This window comes from Sphingobium limneticum (assembly GCF_008710155.1).
GTDB classification, from domain to species: domain Bacteria; phylum Pseudomonadota; class Alphaproteobacteria; order Sphingomonadales; family Sphingomonadaceae; genus Sphingobium; species Sphingobium limneticum.
The window spans coordinates 197,419-213,686 of the sequence record NZ_VYPZ01000008.1 but is presented as its reverse complement, the minus strand read 5'-3'; the positions used below and the strand labels follow the sequence as shown (position 1 = coordinate 213,686).

The 16,268-nt window shown below is 64.3% G+C and carries 13 protein-coding genes and 1 tRNA gene; 6 read left to right on the top strand and 8 right to left on the bottom strand.

Translation table 11 applies throughout. The features are described from left to right. Positions 1–56: 56 nt before the first annotated feature. Positions 57–1,838: an aminopeptidase P family protein gene (locus tag F4U94_RS12430; protein ID WP_120251407.1), complete on the top strand. Its 1,782-nt coding sequence runs from the start codon at positions 57–59 to the stop codon at positions 1,836–1,838. Positions 1,839–1,841: 3 nt separating this feature from the next. Here the strand turns inward: F4U94_RS12430 and F4U94_RS25360 are convergent, their stop codons facing one another. Beyond that, positions 1,842–1,970, bottom strand: coding sequence for a hypothetical protein (locus F4U94_RS25360; protein WP_269462513.1), 129 nt, complete (start codon positions 1,968–1,970; stop codon positions 1,842–1,844). Between the two features lie 116 nt (positions 1,971–2,086). Between F4U94_RS25360 and F4U94_RS12425 the strand changes: the two genes are divergently transcribed. Continuing rightward, positions 2,087–2,161: transfer RNA gene (locus F4U94_RS12425), tRNA-Thr, on the top strand. 23 nt (positions 2,162–2,184) lie between these two features. Here F4U94_RS12425 and F4U94_RS12420 read toward each other — a convergent pair. The 4 genes from F4U94_RS12420 to F4U94_RS12405 all read right to left on the bottom strand — a co-directional run bounded on the left by F4U94_RS12420 (position 2,185) and on the right by F4U94_RS12405 (position 7,068). After that, positions 2,185–2,487 carry a DUF1294 domain-containing protein gene (locus tag F4U94_RS12420; protein ID WP_346266169.1) on the bottom strand — a complete coding sequence of 101 codons (303 nt, stop codon included), beginning with the start codon at positions 2,485–2,487 and terminating at the stop codon, positions 2,185–2,187. Beyond that, entirely contained in the window at positions 2,460–4,475 is a 2,016-nt protein-coding gene (locus F4U94_RS12415; protein ID WP_120251409.1) for a TonB-dependent receptor, read from the bottom strand. Before F4U94_RS12415 ends, F4U94_RS12420 begins: the two co-directional genes overlap by 28 nt. 115 nt (positions 4,476–4,590) lie before the next feature. Next, the gene (locus F4U94_RS12410) at positions 4,591–5,988 is read right to left on the bottom strand and encodes a porin family protein (protein ID WP_120251410.1); all 1,398 of its coding nucleotides are present in this window, start codon (positions 5,986–5,988) and stop codon (positions 4,591–4,593) included. A 123-nt stretch (positions 5,989–6,111) separates the two neighbouring features. Beyond that, positions 6,112–7,068: a PQQ-dependent catabolism-associated beta-propeller protein gene (locus F4U94_RS12405; RefSeq protein WP_120251411.1), complete on the bottom strand. Its 957-nt coding sequence runs from the start codon at positions 7,066–7,068 to the stop codon at positions 6,112–6,114. Positions 7,069–7,220: 152 nt separating this feature from the next. On the opposite strand from F4U94_RS12405, the gene pedF reads away from it, so the two are divergent. From pedF to F4U94_RS12385, 4 genes are all read left to right on the top strand, one after another. After that, positions 7,221–7,646: a cytochrome c-550 PedF gene (gene pedF / locus F4U94_RS12400; RefSeq protein WP_172598838.1), complete on the top strand. Its 426-nt coding sequence runs from the start codon at positions 7,221–7,223 to the stop codon at positions 7,644–7,646. A 5-nt stretch (positions 7,647–7,651) separates the two neighbouring features. After that, the gene (locus F4U94_RS12395; RefSeq protein WP_120251413.1) at positions 7,652–8,509 is read left to right on the top strand and encodes a substrate-binding periplasmic protein; all 858 of its coding nucleotides are present in this window, start codon (positions 7,652–7,654) and stop codon (positions 8,507–8,509) included. Positions 8,510–8,601: 92 nt separating this feature from the next. Next, complete coding sequence (locus F4U94_RS12390; RefSeq protein WP_120251414.1) at positions 8,602–10,341, top strand: methanol/ethanol family PQQ-dependent dehydrogenase; 1,740 nt, start codon at positions 8,602–8,604, stop codon at positions 10,339–10,341. A gap of 13 nt (positions 10,342–10,354) precedes the next feature. Further along, a complete protein-coding gene (locus tag F4U94_RS12385; RefSeq protein WP_120251415.1) occupies positions 10,355–11,137 on the top strand; it encodes a response regulator in 783 nt (260 codons plus the stop codon). A 59-nt stretch (positions 11,138–11,196) separates the two neighbouring features. Here F4U94_RS12385 and F4U94_RS12380 read toward each other — a convergent pair whose 3' ends face one another. The 3 genes from F4U94_RS12380 to F4U94_RS12370 form a co-directional block, all read right to left on the bottom strand. After that, on the bottom strand, positions 11,197–12,780 hold the full coding sequence (locus F4U94_RS12380) for a Na+/H+ antiporter (RefSeq protein ID WP_120251416.1): 1,584 nt from the start codon (positions 12,778–12,780) through the stop codon (positions 11,197–11,199). 79 nt (positions 12,781–12,859) lie between these two features. After that, positions 12,860–15,073 carry a hybrid sensor histidine kinase/response regulator gene (locus F4U94_RS12375; RefSeq protein WP_150411921.1) on the bottom strand — a complete coding sequence of 738 codons (2,214 nt, stop codon included), beginning with the start codon at positions 15,071–15,073 and terminating at the stop codon, positions 12,860–12,862. Beyond that, positions 15,070–16,212, bottom strand: a complete 1,143-nt coding sequence (locus F4U94_RS12370; protein WP_120251418.1) for an FIST N-terminal domain-containing protein — start codon at positions 16,210–16,212, stop codon at positions 15,070–15,072. Before F4U94_RS12370 ends, F4U94_RS12375 begins: the two co-directional genes overlap by 4 nt. Positions 16,213–16,268 lie beyond the last annotated feature (56 nt).

The window sequence follows — 16,268 nt, the reverse complement described above, 5'->3', positions numbered from 1 at the left end:
TATGTTGTTGCCATTATGGCCAACGCAAGAGGCCGGAATGATCCAAGGGAAGTGCAATGTCCAGTTATGAAGATCGCCTGAAGGCCCTGCGCGCGCAACTGGTGCGCCAGACGCTGGACGGTTTCGTGGTCCCCCTGACCGACGAGCATATGAGCGAATATGTCGGCGCCTATGCCCAGCGCCTTGCCTGGCTGACGGGATTTCAGGGGTCGGCGGGTAGCGCGGTGGTGCTTCCGCAAGAAGCCGCGATCTTCATCGATGGCCGCTACACGCTTCAGGTCCGCGAGCAGGTGGACGGCGCGCACTGGCAATATGAAAGCGTGCCGCAGACGTCCATTGCCGCCTGGCTGAAGGATCATGCCGGGCAGGGTGCACGCATTGGCTATGATCCCTGGCTTCACACCCGTGCCTGGGTGATTCAGGCGACTGAAGCGCTGAGCCAGAAGGGCGCCGAACTGGTCGCCGTCGACACCAATCCGGTCGATGCCGTCTGGCCCGATCGCCCGGCGCCCAGCGATGCCAAGCTGGTGGTGCATGGCGATCGTTTCGCCGGTCAGTCCGCCGCCGAAAAGCGCGCCGCCATGGCCGACTGGCTGACGGAGAAGAAGGCGGACGCGGTCGTTCTTTCGGCCCTCGATTCGATCGCCTGGACTTTCAACATACGCGGCAAGGATGTGGAACGCACCCCGGTCGCGCTCGCTTATGCCATCGTCCATGCCGATGCGACCGCCGACCTTTATGTCGCGCCGGAGAAAATGGACGAGGCCGTCGCCCAGCATCTGGGCAACGCGGTGCGCATCCATGATCGCGCTGCCTTTGCCGATGCGCTGGCGGACCTTGAGGGCAAGACCGTCGTGGCAGACCCCGAACGGGCCGTCGCCGCGATCTTCAACGGCCTGGACGCTGGCGGCGCGACGATCCTGTCGCTGCGCGACCCCGCCGTCCTGCCCAAGGCGATCAAGAACGACACCGAAATAGCTGGGCATAAGGCCGCGCAGGCCCGCGACGGCGCGGCGCTCAGCCGCTTTCTCCATTGGGTCGCGGTGGAAGCCCCCAAGGGCGGCCTCACCGAACTCTCCGCCTCCGACCGGCTGGAGGCATTCCGCAAGGATACCGGCCTGCTCGAAGACCTGTCCTTCGATACGATCAGCGGCGCCGGCCCGAACGGCGCGGTCGTTCACTATCGCGCCGAGGAGAAGACGAATCGTCCGATCGAGCTGAACAGCCTCTATCTCGTCGATTCAGGTGGCCAGTATCGCGACGGCACCACCGACGTGACCCGCACGCTGGCCATCGGCACGCCGACGGACGAAATGCGCCATCGCTTCACCCTGGTGCTCAAGGGCCATATCGCGCTTGCCCGCGCGGTCTTCCCCAAGGGCACACGCGGCGGTCAACTTGACGCACTGGCACGCCAATATTTGTGGGCCGAAGGGTTGGATTATGCCCATGGCACCGGCCATGGCGTCGGCAGCTTCCTGTCGGTGCATGAAGGGCCGCAGCGGATCGCGACCTTTGGCGGTGGCGACGAGCCGCTGGCAGCGGGCATGATCCTGTCCAACGAGCCGGGTTATTACAAGACCGGCGAATATGGCATCCGCATCGAAAATCTGGTGCTGGTGGAGGAACGCGACGTTCCCGGCGCGGAAAAGCCGATGCTGGGCTTCCAGACGCTGACCTTCGCACCGATCGACCGCACGCTGATCGCGACCGATCTGCTCGACCGTGAAGAACAGGCCTGGCTCGACGCCTATCATGCCGCCGTGCTGGACCTGGTCGGCCCGCAACTGGAGGGCGATGCCCTGGCCTGGCTCAAAACCGCCTGTGCGCCGCTCTAAAGCCTAGTCGTCGGGCCTGTCAGCGGGAGGGGGCGGCGCGGCGCTCTCCCGCGCTTGGGCTTTGCGCCTGCGCAGATTGTCGCGCAGCGCCTGCGCCAACCGTGCCTTTTTCTCGTCCTGCGTTTCAGCCATGCAATGCGCATAAGCAAAATGCATGATCGACCGCAACCCGCCTTGACATGCGCAGCGAGGGCGGCCATAGGCCCGGCCTCCGAAGCGCACATAGCGCATCGGAACAGAAATAGAGTGCTGCCGTAGCTCAGTGGTAGAGCGCATCCTTGGTAAGGCTGAGGTCGGGAGTTCAATCCTCCCCGGCAGCACCATTTCTCCCCCCGACAATCTGAAATCAGATCATCGCCCATGCGGCGATCGTCATCGCCTGTGCCGCGGCGATCAGCCAGAGCAGCGTCGAAAAAGGCTGTTTGCGTGTCTTGTGGCGAAAGACGTGGCGGCCAAGGACCGCGCCGGGCGTTCCTCCGATCAAGGCCCACAGCAGCAGCGTGCGTTCGGAAAAGCGGCGCAAACCCATCCGGGCGCGCCGCTTGTCCATAGCAAACAGGGTGAAGGCGACCAGATTGACCGGCAACAACGCCGCTAGAATCAAGATCGTCCAAATAGTCGTCAGCGCCCGAAACTGACGCCGATCCACAGGGTGCGCGGCGTGCCCAGGTCCATCGATCCGCCGGCATTGCGGGTCACGACCGTTTCGTCGAACAGATTCTCGCCGCGCGCCACCAGGCTGATGCCATGGCCGATCGGCAGGCGGGCGATAGCGTCCAGCGTCAGCGCATCGGGCAGCACGTCGCTTTGCAGATCGTCCTCATATTGTTTCGCGACATAGCGCAGCGTGGTCGACAGCGATGGACCATGGGCCGGGCTGTAGGCGACCGTGGCACTGGCGGCATGGCGCGGCGTTTGCGCAGGCGTGAACCCGTCGAACGCAGCGCCGGGCGCACGGACGCGACTGTGGCTATAGGCGTAGGAGGCGGACAGGTTGAAGTCGCCCAGCTTGGCGGCGGCCGTCAGTTCGACGCCCTTGGCGACGATCCGGTCGACATTCTGGCGCTGACGCGTGTTGGTGGCGACGGTGACGTTGGCGATGGCATCGTCCAGCCGATTGTAGAAAGCGGTGGCCGACAAGGTGATCCCCTCGATCGGCGTCAGATCGACCCCGGCTTCGGCGCCCTTCAGCTTTTCGGGGGTCAGCGCCGCATTGGCCTGCGTCGTGATGGGGAAGACGACGAAGGGGCGATATAATTCGTTCAGCGTCGGCAGGCGGAAGCCGCTATAGGCCGATGCCCGCAGGGCGAAAGCGTCGCTGGCATGGTAAAGTGCGCCGACCCGGCCGGAAAATTCCCAGTCGGACCGATCGGCATAGTCGCTGCCCGTGGTCGCGCCGGTCGTGGCGCTCGCCTGATGATAGAAGCCATTGCTGATCGACCAGCGATCGGCCCGTCCGCCGCCCGTCAGGACCAGACGCCCGAGCGTCCAGTCATCTTCGACGAAGAAGCCCGTGGTCCACTGGTCGCCACCCGCATGGCGCAGGAAGGTGCGCGGATTGGTCGCGACATTGGCGTTATAGGCGTCCTCATACATATCGCCCGTCGCAAAACGCGTATCGACGCCCAGCCGCAGCATATGCGCATCGCCCACCGGCGGCCGGATCTCGATCTTGCCGCCGATGCCGGTGGACGGCGTGTTGCGCTGATCCAGCGACTTGCGGAAGGTCGAGGAGGACATGACGATGTTGGCGAAGTTACGCGCCTGGATATAGGCCAGCGCATCGACCTGCCACGCACCACGGTTGATATAGCGGATGCTGGCGTCCTGCCCCTGGCTCATGCTGTCCGCGCCCTTGAAGCGCAATATGCGGTTGTCCTCGAACAGGGTCGCGCGGAATTGCAGTTCCGACGTGGCGGAAAGGGGCGCGACCGCCCGCAAATTGGTAGACCAGCCATCATAGGCGGCCGGCACGGTGGCAGCGACGCGCTGATCCTTTGGCGTGGTCTGGAAACCGTCGCCACGATCCCAGCGGCCTGAGAGCGAAACATAGCCGCCACCCAGATCCTGCGTCAGTCCGGCCGACAGCTCGGTCGAATCACGACTGCCGTAGAAGGCGCTGGCTGAAAAGTCGGGCAGCTGATCGCGCGTGGCGCTGGCCATTTCGATCGTGCCGGCGACTGCGCCCGCGCCAAAGGCGCCAATGCCGCCACCGCGCGTCACCCGCACCACCGACAATCGTTCGGGCGCCAGCGCACTGAAGGGGATATAGCCGAAAAAGGGATCGGCGATCGGCACGCCGTCCAGCAGCATCAGCGTGCGGCTCGACGCATTGCCACCCAGCGCGCGCAGCGTCGCGCCCTGATTCGATGGGTTGGACGATCGGCTGTCCGACCGGCGGAATTGCTGGAAGCCGGCCACGTCGCCCAGCACGCTTTCGATCCGGCCCGATGCGCTGTCCAGCAGCCGTTGTCGGTCGATCACGACCGATCCATAGGCCGGCGTACCCGGCGGCAGTTCCAGCCCTTCGCCGGTGACGATGATGGTGGATGAATCCGCTGCAGCGTCGTCTGGCGCCTGGGCGAATGCGACGGTCGGAATGGCCAGCAGGACGGCGGGCAGAATGATATGTTTCATGACGATCCCCTCGCGCCCCTCGGCTTGTTTTTCAAGCCTTGTAATGGAAAGGGCCGCATCCTTTGTAGGATGCGGCCCTCGCCCCGCGACATTGTTCCTTGGGTCGAACAGCGGGTCAGAAGAACAGAATCGCGCCCGCCGCAATGGCGTCCGACGTCGCCTTGTTGCCGTTATGGGCTTTCGACCGGGTGTTGATATATTCGCCCAGCAACGTCACCCAGCTGTTCAGGCCATAGCGGACCTGCCCGACCCAGCTGCTATTCTTGTCGACCAGCGTGGGATTGGCCAGCGCATCGGCCGTGTTGGCATAATCGAGATTGCTTTCGCCATAGCTGCCGCCGACCGAAAATTTGCCAAAGGTCGTCAGGCCTTGCAGGTAGAAGCCATGGCTGTCGCGCTTGTTGCCGATCCCGTCGGTGTCGAACAGGTTGAGCGCCGTGGTGCCAAGGCCCGATGCGTCATAATAGGTGCCGACCATAGTGACCGGACCGAATGTGACCTTGGCGCCCGCATCCCAGCCCCAGCCGGTATAGTCCGGACCTGCGATCACATTATGCTTTTGCGATAGACCCGAAACCCAAAGGCGCGTGCCGACGTCGCCAAATTTGCCGTCATAAACGAACTTGGCCTGGAAACCCGGCTGCTTGTTCGATTCTTCGGGACCGGTCAGCGACGACAGCGGCTCGAAAATCCCGACACTGGCGGTAAAGCCGCTGAAATTGGGCGTGGTATAGGTGATTTGCGGCTGGAAATCGGTGTAGATGTAACCGGTGCCGATGCGGCCCAGCGTCGTGTTGGACGGGGCGACATTGCCCGCTGGCGTACCCGACGACAGCAAGGTGATGTCGTTCAGGATCGATTCGGACTGGAACAGCCCGATGTCGCGGCCGATTTTCACTTCGCCGAAGCTGGCGCGACCAAAGGTCAGGTAGGTCTGGCGAAAGTCGATCCCGGCGGTCTGAAGCGCACGGGGATTGCCGCCGCTATTGGCACCACCGCCGACATAGCTGACCGAGTTGATACCCGGATACATGCCGAAATGCGCGCCCACGTCCCAGCCATCCAGGCTGGTGGAGGCTTCCACCTTCAGGAAGCCGGGCAGCAGGCCGTTGCGAATGGCCGAGCTGTTGCCGCCCACCGTGGCGACTCCGCCCGTCACCGTCGTCGTGGCGCTGGGCGTATCGCCATTGTCATGCACATAGAAGCCGTTGACGGAGCCGGAGAATTTCAACGTCACGTCACCGATCTGGAGGCCGACGCCGCTATCGGTCATGCGCACATAGCCCGCACCGCCCGATGCATCGGGTGTCACCGCCGGGGCAGGCGCAGCGGCCGTCTGCGTGGCCTCGGCGCTCTGCCCCTTCGCCAGTTCCTGATATTCGTCGTCGGTCAGGATGCCCTTTTCATGCAGCCGCTTCAGCAGGTCTGCGGTGGTGCCGGCCATGGCCGGTGCTGCGGTGGCGGCGAGCATCAATGCTCCAGCCGCGCCCATCAGGCGCAACGTCCCTTTCATATCATCCTCCCTGTATATCGCCAGCTTGTCTCCGGCTGGGGCGGAGAGTGCGGCGGAAGGGGGAGGGGAGAAATTGGACTTAGGTTCTCGTCCCTTCGGACAGCAGGCCGGGCGCGGCGCGAATCAGGGCGCGGCGACGATGCCCCACGGCGCGGCGCCGACCGCGATCGTGCCGGTCACGGCCGCCTTGGCCAGATCGATCACGGAGACATTGTCCGAAAGGCCATTGGCGGCATAGGCATGGGCGCCGTCGGCGCCGATAGCGATATGCCAGACGCGCTTGCCGACCGGCACATAGCTGCGCACCTTGCGGGTCGCGACATCGACCAGCGCGACATGATCGGCGCGGCCCAGAGCGATCACGGCGGTCTTGCCATCGGGCGTGAAGCGGATGCCACAGGGCAGGATGCGATGCTCGGGGATGCCGGGAATGGCGAAGTGCAGCGTCTCGCTCACCTGCCGGGTGGCTGTGTCGATGATCTGTACGGTACCGCCCACCTCCGCCGCGACCCACAGCTGCTTGCCGTCGCCGGTAAATTCGACATGGCGTGGCCGCAGGTCGACCGGCGTTTCGGCCACCATCGTCTTCGTTTTCAGATCGATCCAGTTGACGACATTATCCTCTTCGGACGTGACCACGACCCACTGGCTATCCAGGCTTTGCGCCACGCCTTCCGGTTCGCCGCCGACATCGACCTGGAAGGCGACGGTGCGGGTGGCGAGGTCGATCGCAGTCAGTGCAGCGTCATCCTCATTGGCGACGAACAAGGTCTTGCCGTCGCGCGACAGGAAAAATTGCTCCGGGTCTTGCCCGGACGGCAGTTCGGCGACGACCTTGCCGGTTGCCCGCTCGATCACCTGCACCGCATGGTCCAGGCTGGCGCACAGATAGAGATATTGGCCGTCCTTCGACAGGGTAATGCCGCGCGGCCGGCCGCCCACCGGCCATGTCGCGGTGACGGTGCCGGATGCAGCATCGATCACGCTGACGCTGTTGCCCCGTTCGTTGGAGACATAGAGGGTTTCGGCATGGGCGGCGGCAGGCAGCAGCATCAGCCCGGCCATCAAGATGCGCTTCATATCGTCCTGTCCTCTCCGTCCCTTATCTCGTTCCAATGATCTATCCAGAGGGCGTCGACTACGGGATTGTACCAATGGCCAATGGGGGCGCGGCCCGCCCCGGCCTACACTCTGACCCATCAGGGGAAAACCGACCGGGTGAGGATATAATGATGAATTTGGGTAGGGTCGCGTTGCTGGGTGCCATGGCGATGCTGGGCATGACCGCAACCACAGCTTTGATGGCGCATGGCGACGTGACGCCGCAGGCGGTGGATACCTCGGCGCTGCCGGACATCGGCGAAGCCTGGCTGGAGAAAAACCCCTATAGCGGCAATGCCAAGGCGATCGAGATCGGTCAGTCCGCCTATGGCCAGAATTGCGCGCGCTGCCATGGGCTGGATGCGGAAAGCGGCGGCATCGCGCCGGACCTGCGCTATCTGGAGGCCGGCGAGTCGGGCGACCAGTGGTTCGCCGAACGCTTCCGTCACGGCTCCAGCCATGACGGCAAAGTCTATATGCCGCCCTTCGGCGACGTATTGGGCCAGAAGGCCGGCTGGGCGATCCGCGCCTGGCTCGAAACCAAGCACGAAGGCTGATCGCCATGCTCTCGCGGCGGGGGCTGATCGGCGGAGTGGGGGCGGCGCTGGCGCTTGGGCTGATGCCCGACGGGCTGGCGGCTGCCCCCCTTGCCAAGGTCAAGGCACTCGGCACCATCCGGGTGGTCGTCTATCAGAATAACCGGCCATGGTCCTGGGAAGAGGGCGGCAAGCTGGTCGGGCTGGACGTCGATCTGGCGCAGGCGATCGCGACCAAGCTGGGCGTGCGAGCCGACGTCGCCCAACTGGTGGCGGATGAAAGCGCGGACGACGATCTGCGCAACGGCGTGTGGAAGGGCGGCCTGCTCGGCTTCACGCCCGGCGACCTGATGCTGCATGTGCCGTTCGACCGGACCTTTGCGGCGCGGAACGATCAGGTCGCGATCATTGCGCCTTATTATCGCGAAAGCTTCGGACTGGCCGGTGGCAACGGACTGGCGGTGGAAGCGCTGCCGACCGAATGGAAGGGGCGCAAGCTGGCGGTCGAGCTGGACTCCATTCCCGATTTCTATCTGATCGGCAGCTTCGGCGGTGTGTTGGCGAAGGATGTGACCCATTATCCCACCGGATCGGAGGCTGTCGCCGCGGCCATGGCCGGGCAGGCCGATGCGGTTCTCGCCAGTCGTGCCCAGATCGAAGAAGGCGCCCATCGGTCCGACGGCAAGGCTTTGGCCCTGCGCAAGGGGCCGCTGCCCGCCTTTGTCTCGCCCGGCTGGGATATCGGCATGGCGGTCAAGGAAAATAGCCGCACGCTGGGCGACGCCGTGGAGGAAATCACGACCGCGATGGCGGCCAGCGGCGAGATGAAGGCGCTGTTCGAACGCTATGGCGTCACCTGGACGCCCGCTAACGCGGCCGGCTGAACGGCGACCCAAGGTCCAATTGCCGCTTTGTCGGGGTGGCATAGTTTGCACGTAAACGGGCGTAGAGCGCCCGTTCAATAGGGAGGATGGTTATGAAAGGACCGATGATGCGGGCGCTGTCGGGCGTTGCCGCACTGTCGCTGGCGGTCGCTGCGGCGCCGCTGCTGGCCAATGGGCCAACGGATGCGGATCTGATGAACGACGCGGCATCGACCGGCGACGTTCTGACCTATGGCATGGGGCCGCAGGCGCATCGTTTCAGCACATTGAAGGCGATCGACACCAGCAATGTGTCGAAGCTGGTGCCGGCCTTTGCCGCGTCGCTCGGTGGCGAAAAGCAGCGCGGTCAGGAAGCGCAGCCGATCGTCTATGACGGCACCATCTATGTGACGGGCAGCTATTCGCGCGTGTTCGCCTTCGACGCCCGCACCGGTGAAGAAAAATGGCAATATGACGCCCGCCTGCCCGATGGCATCATGCCCTGCTGCGACGTCGTCAATCGTGGCGCGGCCATTTATGGCGACAAGATCATCTTCGCCACGCTCGACGCGCGCCTCGTGGCGCTCAACCGCAACACCGGCAAGGTGATCTGGAACAAGCAGATCGCCGATTACAAGGAAGGCTATAGCGCCACCGCAGCGCCCCTGATCGTCAAGGGCATGGTCATCACCGGCAATTCGGGTGGCGAGTTCGGCGTGGTCGGCGCGGTGGATGCCCGCGACGTCAATACCGGCGAACTGATCTGGCACCGCCCCGTGATCGAAGGCCATATGGGCACGCTCAAGGGCAAGGACAACGGCATCACCGGCAAGCTCAACGCAACCTGGCAGGGCGACTTGTGGAAGAGCGGCGGCGGCGCGACATGGCTGGGCGGTACCTATGACCCGGAAACCAACCTGCTCTTCTTCGGCACCGGCAACCCTGCGCCGTGGAACAGCCATCTGCGCCCCGGCGACAATCTCTACACCGCCTCCACATTGGCGATCGACCCGGAAACTGGCGTCATCAAATGGCATTTCCAGACGACGCCCCATGACGGCTGGGATTTCGACGGGGTGAATGAATTCATCCCCTTCGACGCCACGATCAACGGCAAGCCGATGAAACTGGGCGCGAAGGCCGACCGCAACGGCTATTTCTTCGTCCTCGACCGCACCAACGGCAAGTTCATCAGCGCCAACAAATTCGTCATGCAGACGACCTGGGCGAACGGCTTCAACAAGAATGGCAAACCCAACGTCATTCCCGAAGGCCGTCCGCCGGCACCGGGTGAGGGCAAGGGCAAACCGGTCTTCGCCTCGCCATCCTTCCTGGGTGGCAAGAACTGGATGCCGATGGCCTATAGCCAGGACACAGGCCTGTTCTACATCCCGTCCAACGACTGGGGCATGGACATCTGGAACGAACCGATCGCCTACAAAAAGGGCGCGGCCTATCTGGGCGCGGGCTTCACCATCAAGCCGATCGCCGAGGATCATATCGGCGCGCTGCGCGCCATGGACCCCAAGACCGGCAAGATCGTGTGGGAATATAAGAACAAGGCGCCTTTGTGGGGCGGCGTTCTGACCACCGGCGGCAACCTCGTCTTCACCGGCACGCCTGAAGGCTATCTCAAGGCCTTCGACGCCAAGACCGGACAGGAATTGTGGAAATTCCAGACCGGCTCCGGCGTGGTCGGATCGCCCGTCACCTGGGAACAGGATGGCGAACAATATGTGGCGGTGATGTCGGGCTGGGGCGGCGCGGTGCCGCTATGGGGCGGCGAAGTCGCCAAATCGTTCAAGGACATCAACCAGGGTGGCGCCCTCTGGGTGTTCAAGCTGCCCAAATAAGGAATATTTCGTCATGATCGTCATGGGACGTGGACATCATACGCAGTCGGCCCCGGCATTCCCGCCCGGTATATTGCGGCTTGCCACGTCCCATGATGTGTCCGATCATCATGGGCAGGGGCAGGATATGGGGCATTATATGGGCGGGGACGCAATCATGGAGCGGGTGCTGATCATCGACGATCATCCGCTGGTGCGCGACGGGTTGCGCAGTGTGATCGCGATCAGTTTCGACAATATCGAGATTTTCGAGGCGGCCGGATTGGAAGAGGCCGTCGCCACGCTGGAAAAGCAGGATAATTTCGACCTCATCCTGCTCGACCTCAATATTCCCGACGTGCGTCGTCTGGATGGCCTGAAGCTGCTGCGCGATCGTTTTCCGATCCTGCCGGTGGTGATGGTGTCCGGGGCGTTCGACCGGGCCATCGTACAGGAAGCGCTGGCCGCCGGCGCGGCAGGGTTCATCCCCAAATCCTTGAAGCGCAGCGCGATCGTCGAAGCGCTGCATCGCGTGGTGTCGGGCGAAATCTACCTGCCCGAAACCATGGGCGAGGGCGCGGCCCCGTCAGCCGAGGAAGATGATATCGCCCGGCGTATCGACAGCCTGACCCCGCAGCAGAAGACGGTGCTGGGCCATCTGGTCAACGGCCGCCTCAACAAGCAGATCGCGCATGACCTCAACGTGTCGATGACCACGATCAAGGCGCATGTCTCGGCCATCCTCCAGAAGCTGGGCGTATTGAGCCGCACTCAGGCGGTGATCAAGGCTAACCGGGTACATTTCGGCACAGACTGACGGCGTCGACAGGCTGTTCGATGCGCCGCCTGCCTCCTGGCCGGCGGCGCATCGTCGTTTCAGGCCTTGGCCGCCAACGCGCTCATCTCTTCCAGATCGAGGTCGCGCTCCAGTTCCTGCAACACATGCTCGTCGATATCGCCGATCCGGTGCAGGCGCAGCAATTCAATCCGGCCGGCGGCGACGGCTTTCAGCACCAGATCGAAATGGGCGTGCAGGATATGGGCATGCTCCTCTTCCTGCCCGGCATAGCTGGCCGACAGCGTCGCATGGCGCTGATAGCGCTCCAGCAGGCGCGGATGGAGCAGCACACCGTCGGCATCATGGGCATGAACCTCGACCACGCGCAGCTGCGCCTGCGCCATGGCCGCCTCCGCTTCGCTCATGCTGAGGCGCGCGCGATCGCTGACGGGTTCCTCCAGCCGCATCAAGCGGATGACCCCGCCCAGCGTCGTCCCCTGAATCAGCACCGTGCCGATGATGACGGCGAAGGATGCGACCAGGATGAAGTCACGACCGGGGAAACCCTCCGGTACGCTGAGCGCCACAGCCAGCGTCACAACGCCGCGCATGCCGGCCCAGCCCAGCACCACGGCCGATCGCGCACCGATCGGCGTATAGCGGCGCACGCCTATCGCCCGTAGCAGGCGGATGACGCCGTCCGATCCGAAGACCCAGGCAAAGCGCGCCAGCGTCAGCGCCAGCAATATCGCCAGCACGGGGCCGGTCATCTGCGCCAGCACCAGTTGGAAGCCGCCGACCCGGTCGATCACCCCGCGCAGCGAGGAGCCGATCAGCAGGAAGACGAACGCCTCCATCAGGAAGATCATCACTGCCCAGAAGGCCGTGCCGTTCATCCGCACCGTCGCGGAGAAGACGACATGCTGGTACCAGCCGCAGATGAGGCCGGTGGTCACGGTGGCGATCACGCCGGACACATGCACCGTTTCGGCCAGCAGGTAGGAGGCCCAGGGCGCCAGCAGCGACGAGGCGATCATCAGATATTTGTCGTCCAGGCGCGGCGTCAGCCGGACCCAGGCGGCGCCCACGGCTGCGCCGATCGCCGCCCCGCCGATCGCCAGCAACAGGAAGCTTTCCACCGCCTCGACCAGGCTGAATGCGCCGGTCACGCCCGCGGCGATGGCGAAGCGGAAGAGGACGAGGCCGCTGGCATCGTTGAACAGGCTTTCGCCCTCCAGCAGGATGGAAAGGCGACGGGGCAGGCGGACATGCTGCAACACGGCGCGCGCCGATACCGCATCGGGCGGCGAGACGATCGCGCCCAGCGCGGCGCAGGCGGCCCAGGGCAGGCTGGGCACCAGCATATGCGTGACCAGCGCGATGATCGCCGTGGTGAAGACGACCGCGCCCACCGCCAGCGCGATGATGCCCAGCATATGGCGATGCAGGTGGCGGAGCGCGATGAACCAGGCGCCGTCCATCAATAGCGGGGGCAGGAAGATCACCAACACCAGCTCGGGATCAAGCGAGAGGACCGGCAGGCCCGGCACGAATGCGAACAGCACCCCGCCGGTCAGCAGCGCGACGGCGGGCGGCAGGCCCATCTTGTGCGCCGCATAGTGCAGCACGATGATCGCCAGCAGCATGGCGATCACCAGTTCGAACAATTGCATCGGATGCATGCGGCCCCCGCTTCCACCTATATCCGTCCCTAGTAGCGCGTGCGCGATGCAGGTCCAGCGTCGGGGTGGTCGGCAGGCGCTATTTCAGCATGGTGCGCAGCAATGCGCGCAACTGGGCGGGCTTTACCGGCTTGTTGAGCAGCGGGATGCCATCGGCATCGAGGCGCGCCTTCAATTCCTTGCCGCGGTCGGCGGAGATCATGACGGCTGGTACGGGCAGGACGAAATGGGCCCGTAGCCGGTCGAGCGCGGTATCGCCTGTCTCGCCATCGTTCAGATGATAGTCGATGAGGATGATATCGGGCGCTTCCCCTGGCGCGAACAGGCCCGTCGCCTCGGCAAAGCCGCCGGCGGTCTGCACGGTACAGCCCCATCCGCCCAGCAAGGTGCGCATGCCCGTCTGGATCGCCCGCTCATTGTCGATCACCAGCACATTGAGGCCGCGCATGCTGCGGTCGCGCCCGATGCTGGTCGGGCCGCTGTCCGGATCGGCCACCGGCTCGCCCACCGGCAGTGCGATCGCAAAGGTCGATCCGCGTCCCGGCGCAGATTCCAGCGTTACCCTGTGGCCCAGCATGTCGCTCGCCCGTTTGACGATGGCGAGGCCCAGCCCCTTGCCGCTGGTGCGCGTGTCGAACCGACGAAACTCGTCGAACACCAGTGGCTGCTTGTCGGCGGCAATGCCGGAACCGGTATCGGTGACGCTCACATGGATCGTGCCCGCATCGACAAGGCAGATGACGCGCACCGATCCCTGTTGGGTATAGCGCAGCGCATTGGATAGGAAATTCTGGAGGATGCGGCGGACCAGGCGGATGTCGGACCTGACCCATAGCGGTTCGCTCGTCATGTCCAGCGTCAGTCCTGCTGCACGCGCCACGGGGGCAAATTCGACCCGCAAGGTGCCGAGCAGCGTATCGAGGCGGAAGTCGCTGATCTCCGGCTGAATCGCGCCTGCGTCGAGGCGGCTGATTTCCAGCAGTGCCTCCAGCAGATCCTCGACCGAATCGAGCGCCGTCGATGTCTGGTTGACCAGCGCGCGGGTCGGTAACGCCAGTCGTCGGTCGCCCAATGCCGCGACGAACAGCCGCGCGGCATTCAATGGTTGCAACAGATCGTGGCTGGCCGCCGCCAGAAAGCTGGTCTTGGACAGGTTCGCCTTTTCGGCTGCCGTCTTGGCGTCGCGCAGCTGCCCCTCGATCTCGCGCCGTTCGGCGACTTCGGCACGCAGTTCGGCGGTGCGATCGGCCACGCGCCGTTCCAGCGTTTCGGCGGTTTCCTGCAAGCCGGCCTGCGCGCGCAGCATGTCGGTGACATCGGTAAAGCCGATCACCTGCCCGCCGCGATCCAGCGCGGTGCTGCGCAGTTCGAAATGGCGGTCGCCCGCTGACACCAGCGCATGGGCCGGCTCGCCCGGCTGGTCGCCGCGCCAGTCGAGGCATCCCCGATCGGCCATGCCCATATGCCCGCGGCACCAGTTAAGCAGGGCGGCATGGCTCGCGCCTTCCTGCACCCAGTCGTCGGGCAGGCCCAGCAGATGTTGCAACGCCTCGTTCCAGGCGGCGATGCGGGCCTGTGCGTCGAACAGGCACACGCCTTCGGACAGATTATCCAGCGTCGATTGCAGCACCAGATTGCGTTCGGCCAGTTCCAGCGCGCGATTGCGGGCATCCTCCGCCTTCACCTCGGTAATGTCGGTATAGATGCCGACGATCCCGCCTTCGTTGGTACGCAGCTCGTTGATCTGGACCCAGCGCCCGTCCGCCAATGCCTGCACATGGCCGCCATCGGCGATGCTGTGGCGGGCCAGCCGGTCAGATACCCAGCGGTCGGGGGCGACCACCGATCCCAGAGGCTGGTGATAGGCGGCGGCGAGGCGCGCGACATCCTCGAAGGCCAGACCTTCGCGCACATGGTCGGCGATTTCCGGCCAGAAGCCCAGATAGGCGTCGTTATAGAGGACCAGCCGATCCTCCGCATCGAACAGCACGAAACCTTCGTTGATCGAATCGATCGCGTCGCGCAGCCGACCCTGTGCCGCGTCCGCCATGGCGTGGGCCTGTGCCAGCTCGGCGTTAGCGGTCGCCAGCCGGCCCAGCGCATCTTCCAGCTCCATGGTCCGGTCGCGCACCATGGCTTCCAGCGTGATCGCTGTTTCGAACATCGAAAAGGCATTGCCGGCCATGTCGCTCGACCGTTCGACGCGATCGATCAGCGCCGCATTGATCTTGCGCAACTTGCGGTTTTCTTCCCGCAAATTGTCCAGTTCGCTGTCGCCTTCGATGGCCTTCATCGTCCGATCGCCAGCCCGCTGAACGTCTGGTTGACGTGCAGCGCATGATATTGCTCGCCATAGGTGTTGAAGCCGATGACCCGATGGCGGCCATAGAGTTCGGACACGGCGCGGCCGATCTGGCGTTGTTCCGCATCGATGCGGTTTAGCACGCAATCGAAGGCGATGATCCGGTCGACCTGCCCGACATGCGCCCCGATATCGGCGAACATCGTTTCCATGCCGGCGATACGGTCGATCGGTTCGCCCACCGTCAGCACGATCCCTTCGTCGATCGCGCAATAGAATGTCAGGCTGCCGTCCGCATTGGCGCTCTGGATCGAGCGGACATGATAGTCGCCGCCCGCCCGCACCATTGGCGGATGGGCGGCGTAGAAAGCCAGGCCCAGTTCCTCGCCGGCATGGCCCGCCAGTCGCAGATATTCCTGAGCCGCCGGCTCGGCATTGATTTCGGTCACGATCCGGTCGTGCGGGATGGCGCCGGTCACCACCATCTTGCCCGCGCCGGGGCGATAATGCTGCGCCTTGAACACATGGATCGGGCGGGGGGTGGACAGGATGGCGATCACGGCGGCGCGCTTGTGAAAACGGCCGCCCTCGAAGATCGCGGTTTCGCGAAAGGCCAGGCCATCGCCGGACGATCCGCCGATCAGCGGAATGTCGCCCAGCGCATCCTGCATCGTCATCGTCAGCAATTCCTCGCGATGCGACAGGCCATCGACCAGGAACAGCGCGACATGATTGACCTTGCCCCCCAGATGGCGGCTGTCGCGATCGGCGATGGCGGCCAGCGCGCGGATTTCCTCGCGCGCGGTCACCGGATCGAACGCATCGATATCGTCGAAAATATGGGATGTCAGATGAAAGGCGTCGGCCGGAAAGCCGATGACGCTCAGGCTGTCCTCATCATAGCCGGCCTCGGTCAGCTCGCCCGAACTGGTGCAGCCGATCGCCACGATATGTTCGCTATGGCGATTGACCGCGCGGGCCAGCGCATCGCGATCGAAACGGTGGGAGCAGAAGAGCAGCATACCCGCGAGCGGCGCATCGCCCAGCTGCCGCGCGACCTCCGCCATCGCGATGGCAGGATCGTGCGAGTGGCTTGATGCGAAGCCGATCTCCGACGCCAATATGGTCATGTCCCTCTCCTGCAACCTGCCCTTGTTTTTCAAGGTTATGCACTGTCCCGCATCAG

What these genes read in the sequence shown, in the direction of transcription:
- F4U94_RS12430 (WP_120251407.1), top strand. Translation starts at nt 57, where the DNA reads ATGTCCAGTTATGAAGATCGCCTGAAGGCCCTGCGCGCGCAACTGGTG.
- F4U94_RS25360 (WP_269462513.1), bottom strand. Translation starts at nt 1,970, where the DNA reads ATGGCTGAAACGCAGGACGAGAAAAAGGCACGGTTGGCGCAGGCGCTG.
- F4U94_RS12415 (WP_120251409.1), bottom strand. Translation starts at nt 4,475, where the DNA reads ATGAAACATATCATTCTGCCCGCCGTCCTGCTGGCCATTCCGACCGTC.
- F4U94_RS12410 (WP_120251410.1), bottom strand. Translation starts at nt 5,988, where the DNA reads ATGAAAGGGACGTTGCGCCTGATGGGCGCGGCTGGAGCATTGATGCTC.
- F4U94_RS12405 (WP_120251411.1), bottom strand. Translation starts at nt 7,068, where the DNA reads ATGAAGCGCATCTTGATGGCCGGGCTGATGCTGCTGCCTGCCGCCGCC.
- pedF (WP_172598838.1), top strand. Translation starts at nt 7,221, where the DNA reads ATGAATTTGGGTAGGGTCGCGTTGCTGGGTGCCATGGCGATGCTGGGC.
- F4U94_RS12395 (WP_120251413.1), top strand. Translation starts at nt 7,652, where the DNA reads ATGCTCTCGCGGCGGGGGCTGATCGGCGGAGTGGGGGCGGCGCTGGCG.
- F4U94_RS12390 (WP_120251414.1), top strand. Translation starts at nt 8,602, where the DNA reads ATGAAAGGACCGATGATGCGGGCGCTGTCGGGCGTTGCCGCACTGTCG.
- F4U94_RS12385 (WP_120251415.1), top strand. Translation starts at nt 10,355, where the DNA reads ATGATCGTCATGGGACGTGGACATCATACGCAGTCGGCCCCGGCATTC.
- F4U94_RS12380 (WP_120251416.1), bottom strand. Translation starts at nt 12,780, where the DNA reads ATGCATCCGATGCAATTGTTCGAACTGGTGATCGCCATGCTGCTGGCG.
- F4U94_RS12375 (WP_150411921.1), bottom strand. Translation starts at nt 15,073, where the DNA reads ATGAAGGCCATCGAAGGCGACAGCGAACTGGACAATTTGCGGGAAGAA.
- F4U94_RS12370 (WP_120251418.1), bottom strand. Translation starts at nt 16,212, where the DNA reads ATGACCATATTGGCGTCGGAGATCGGCTTCGCATCAAGCCACTCGCAC.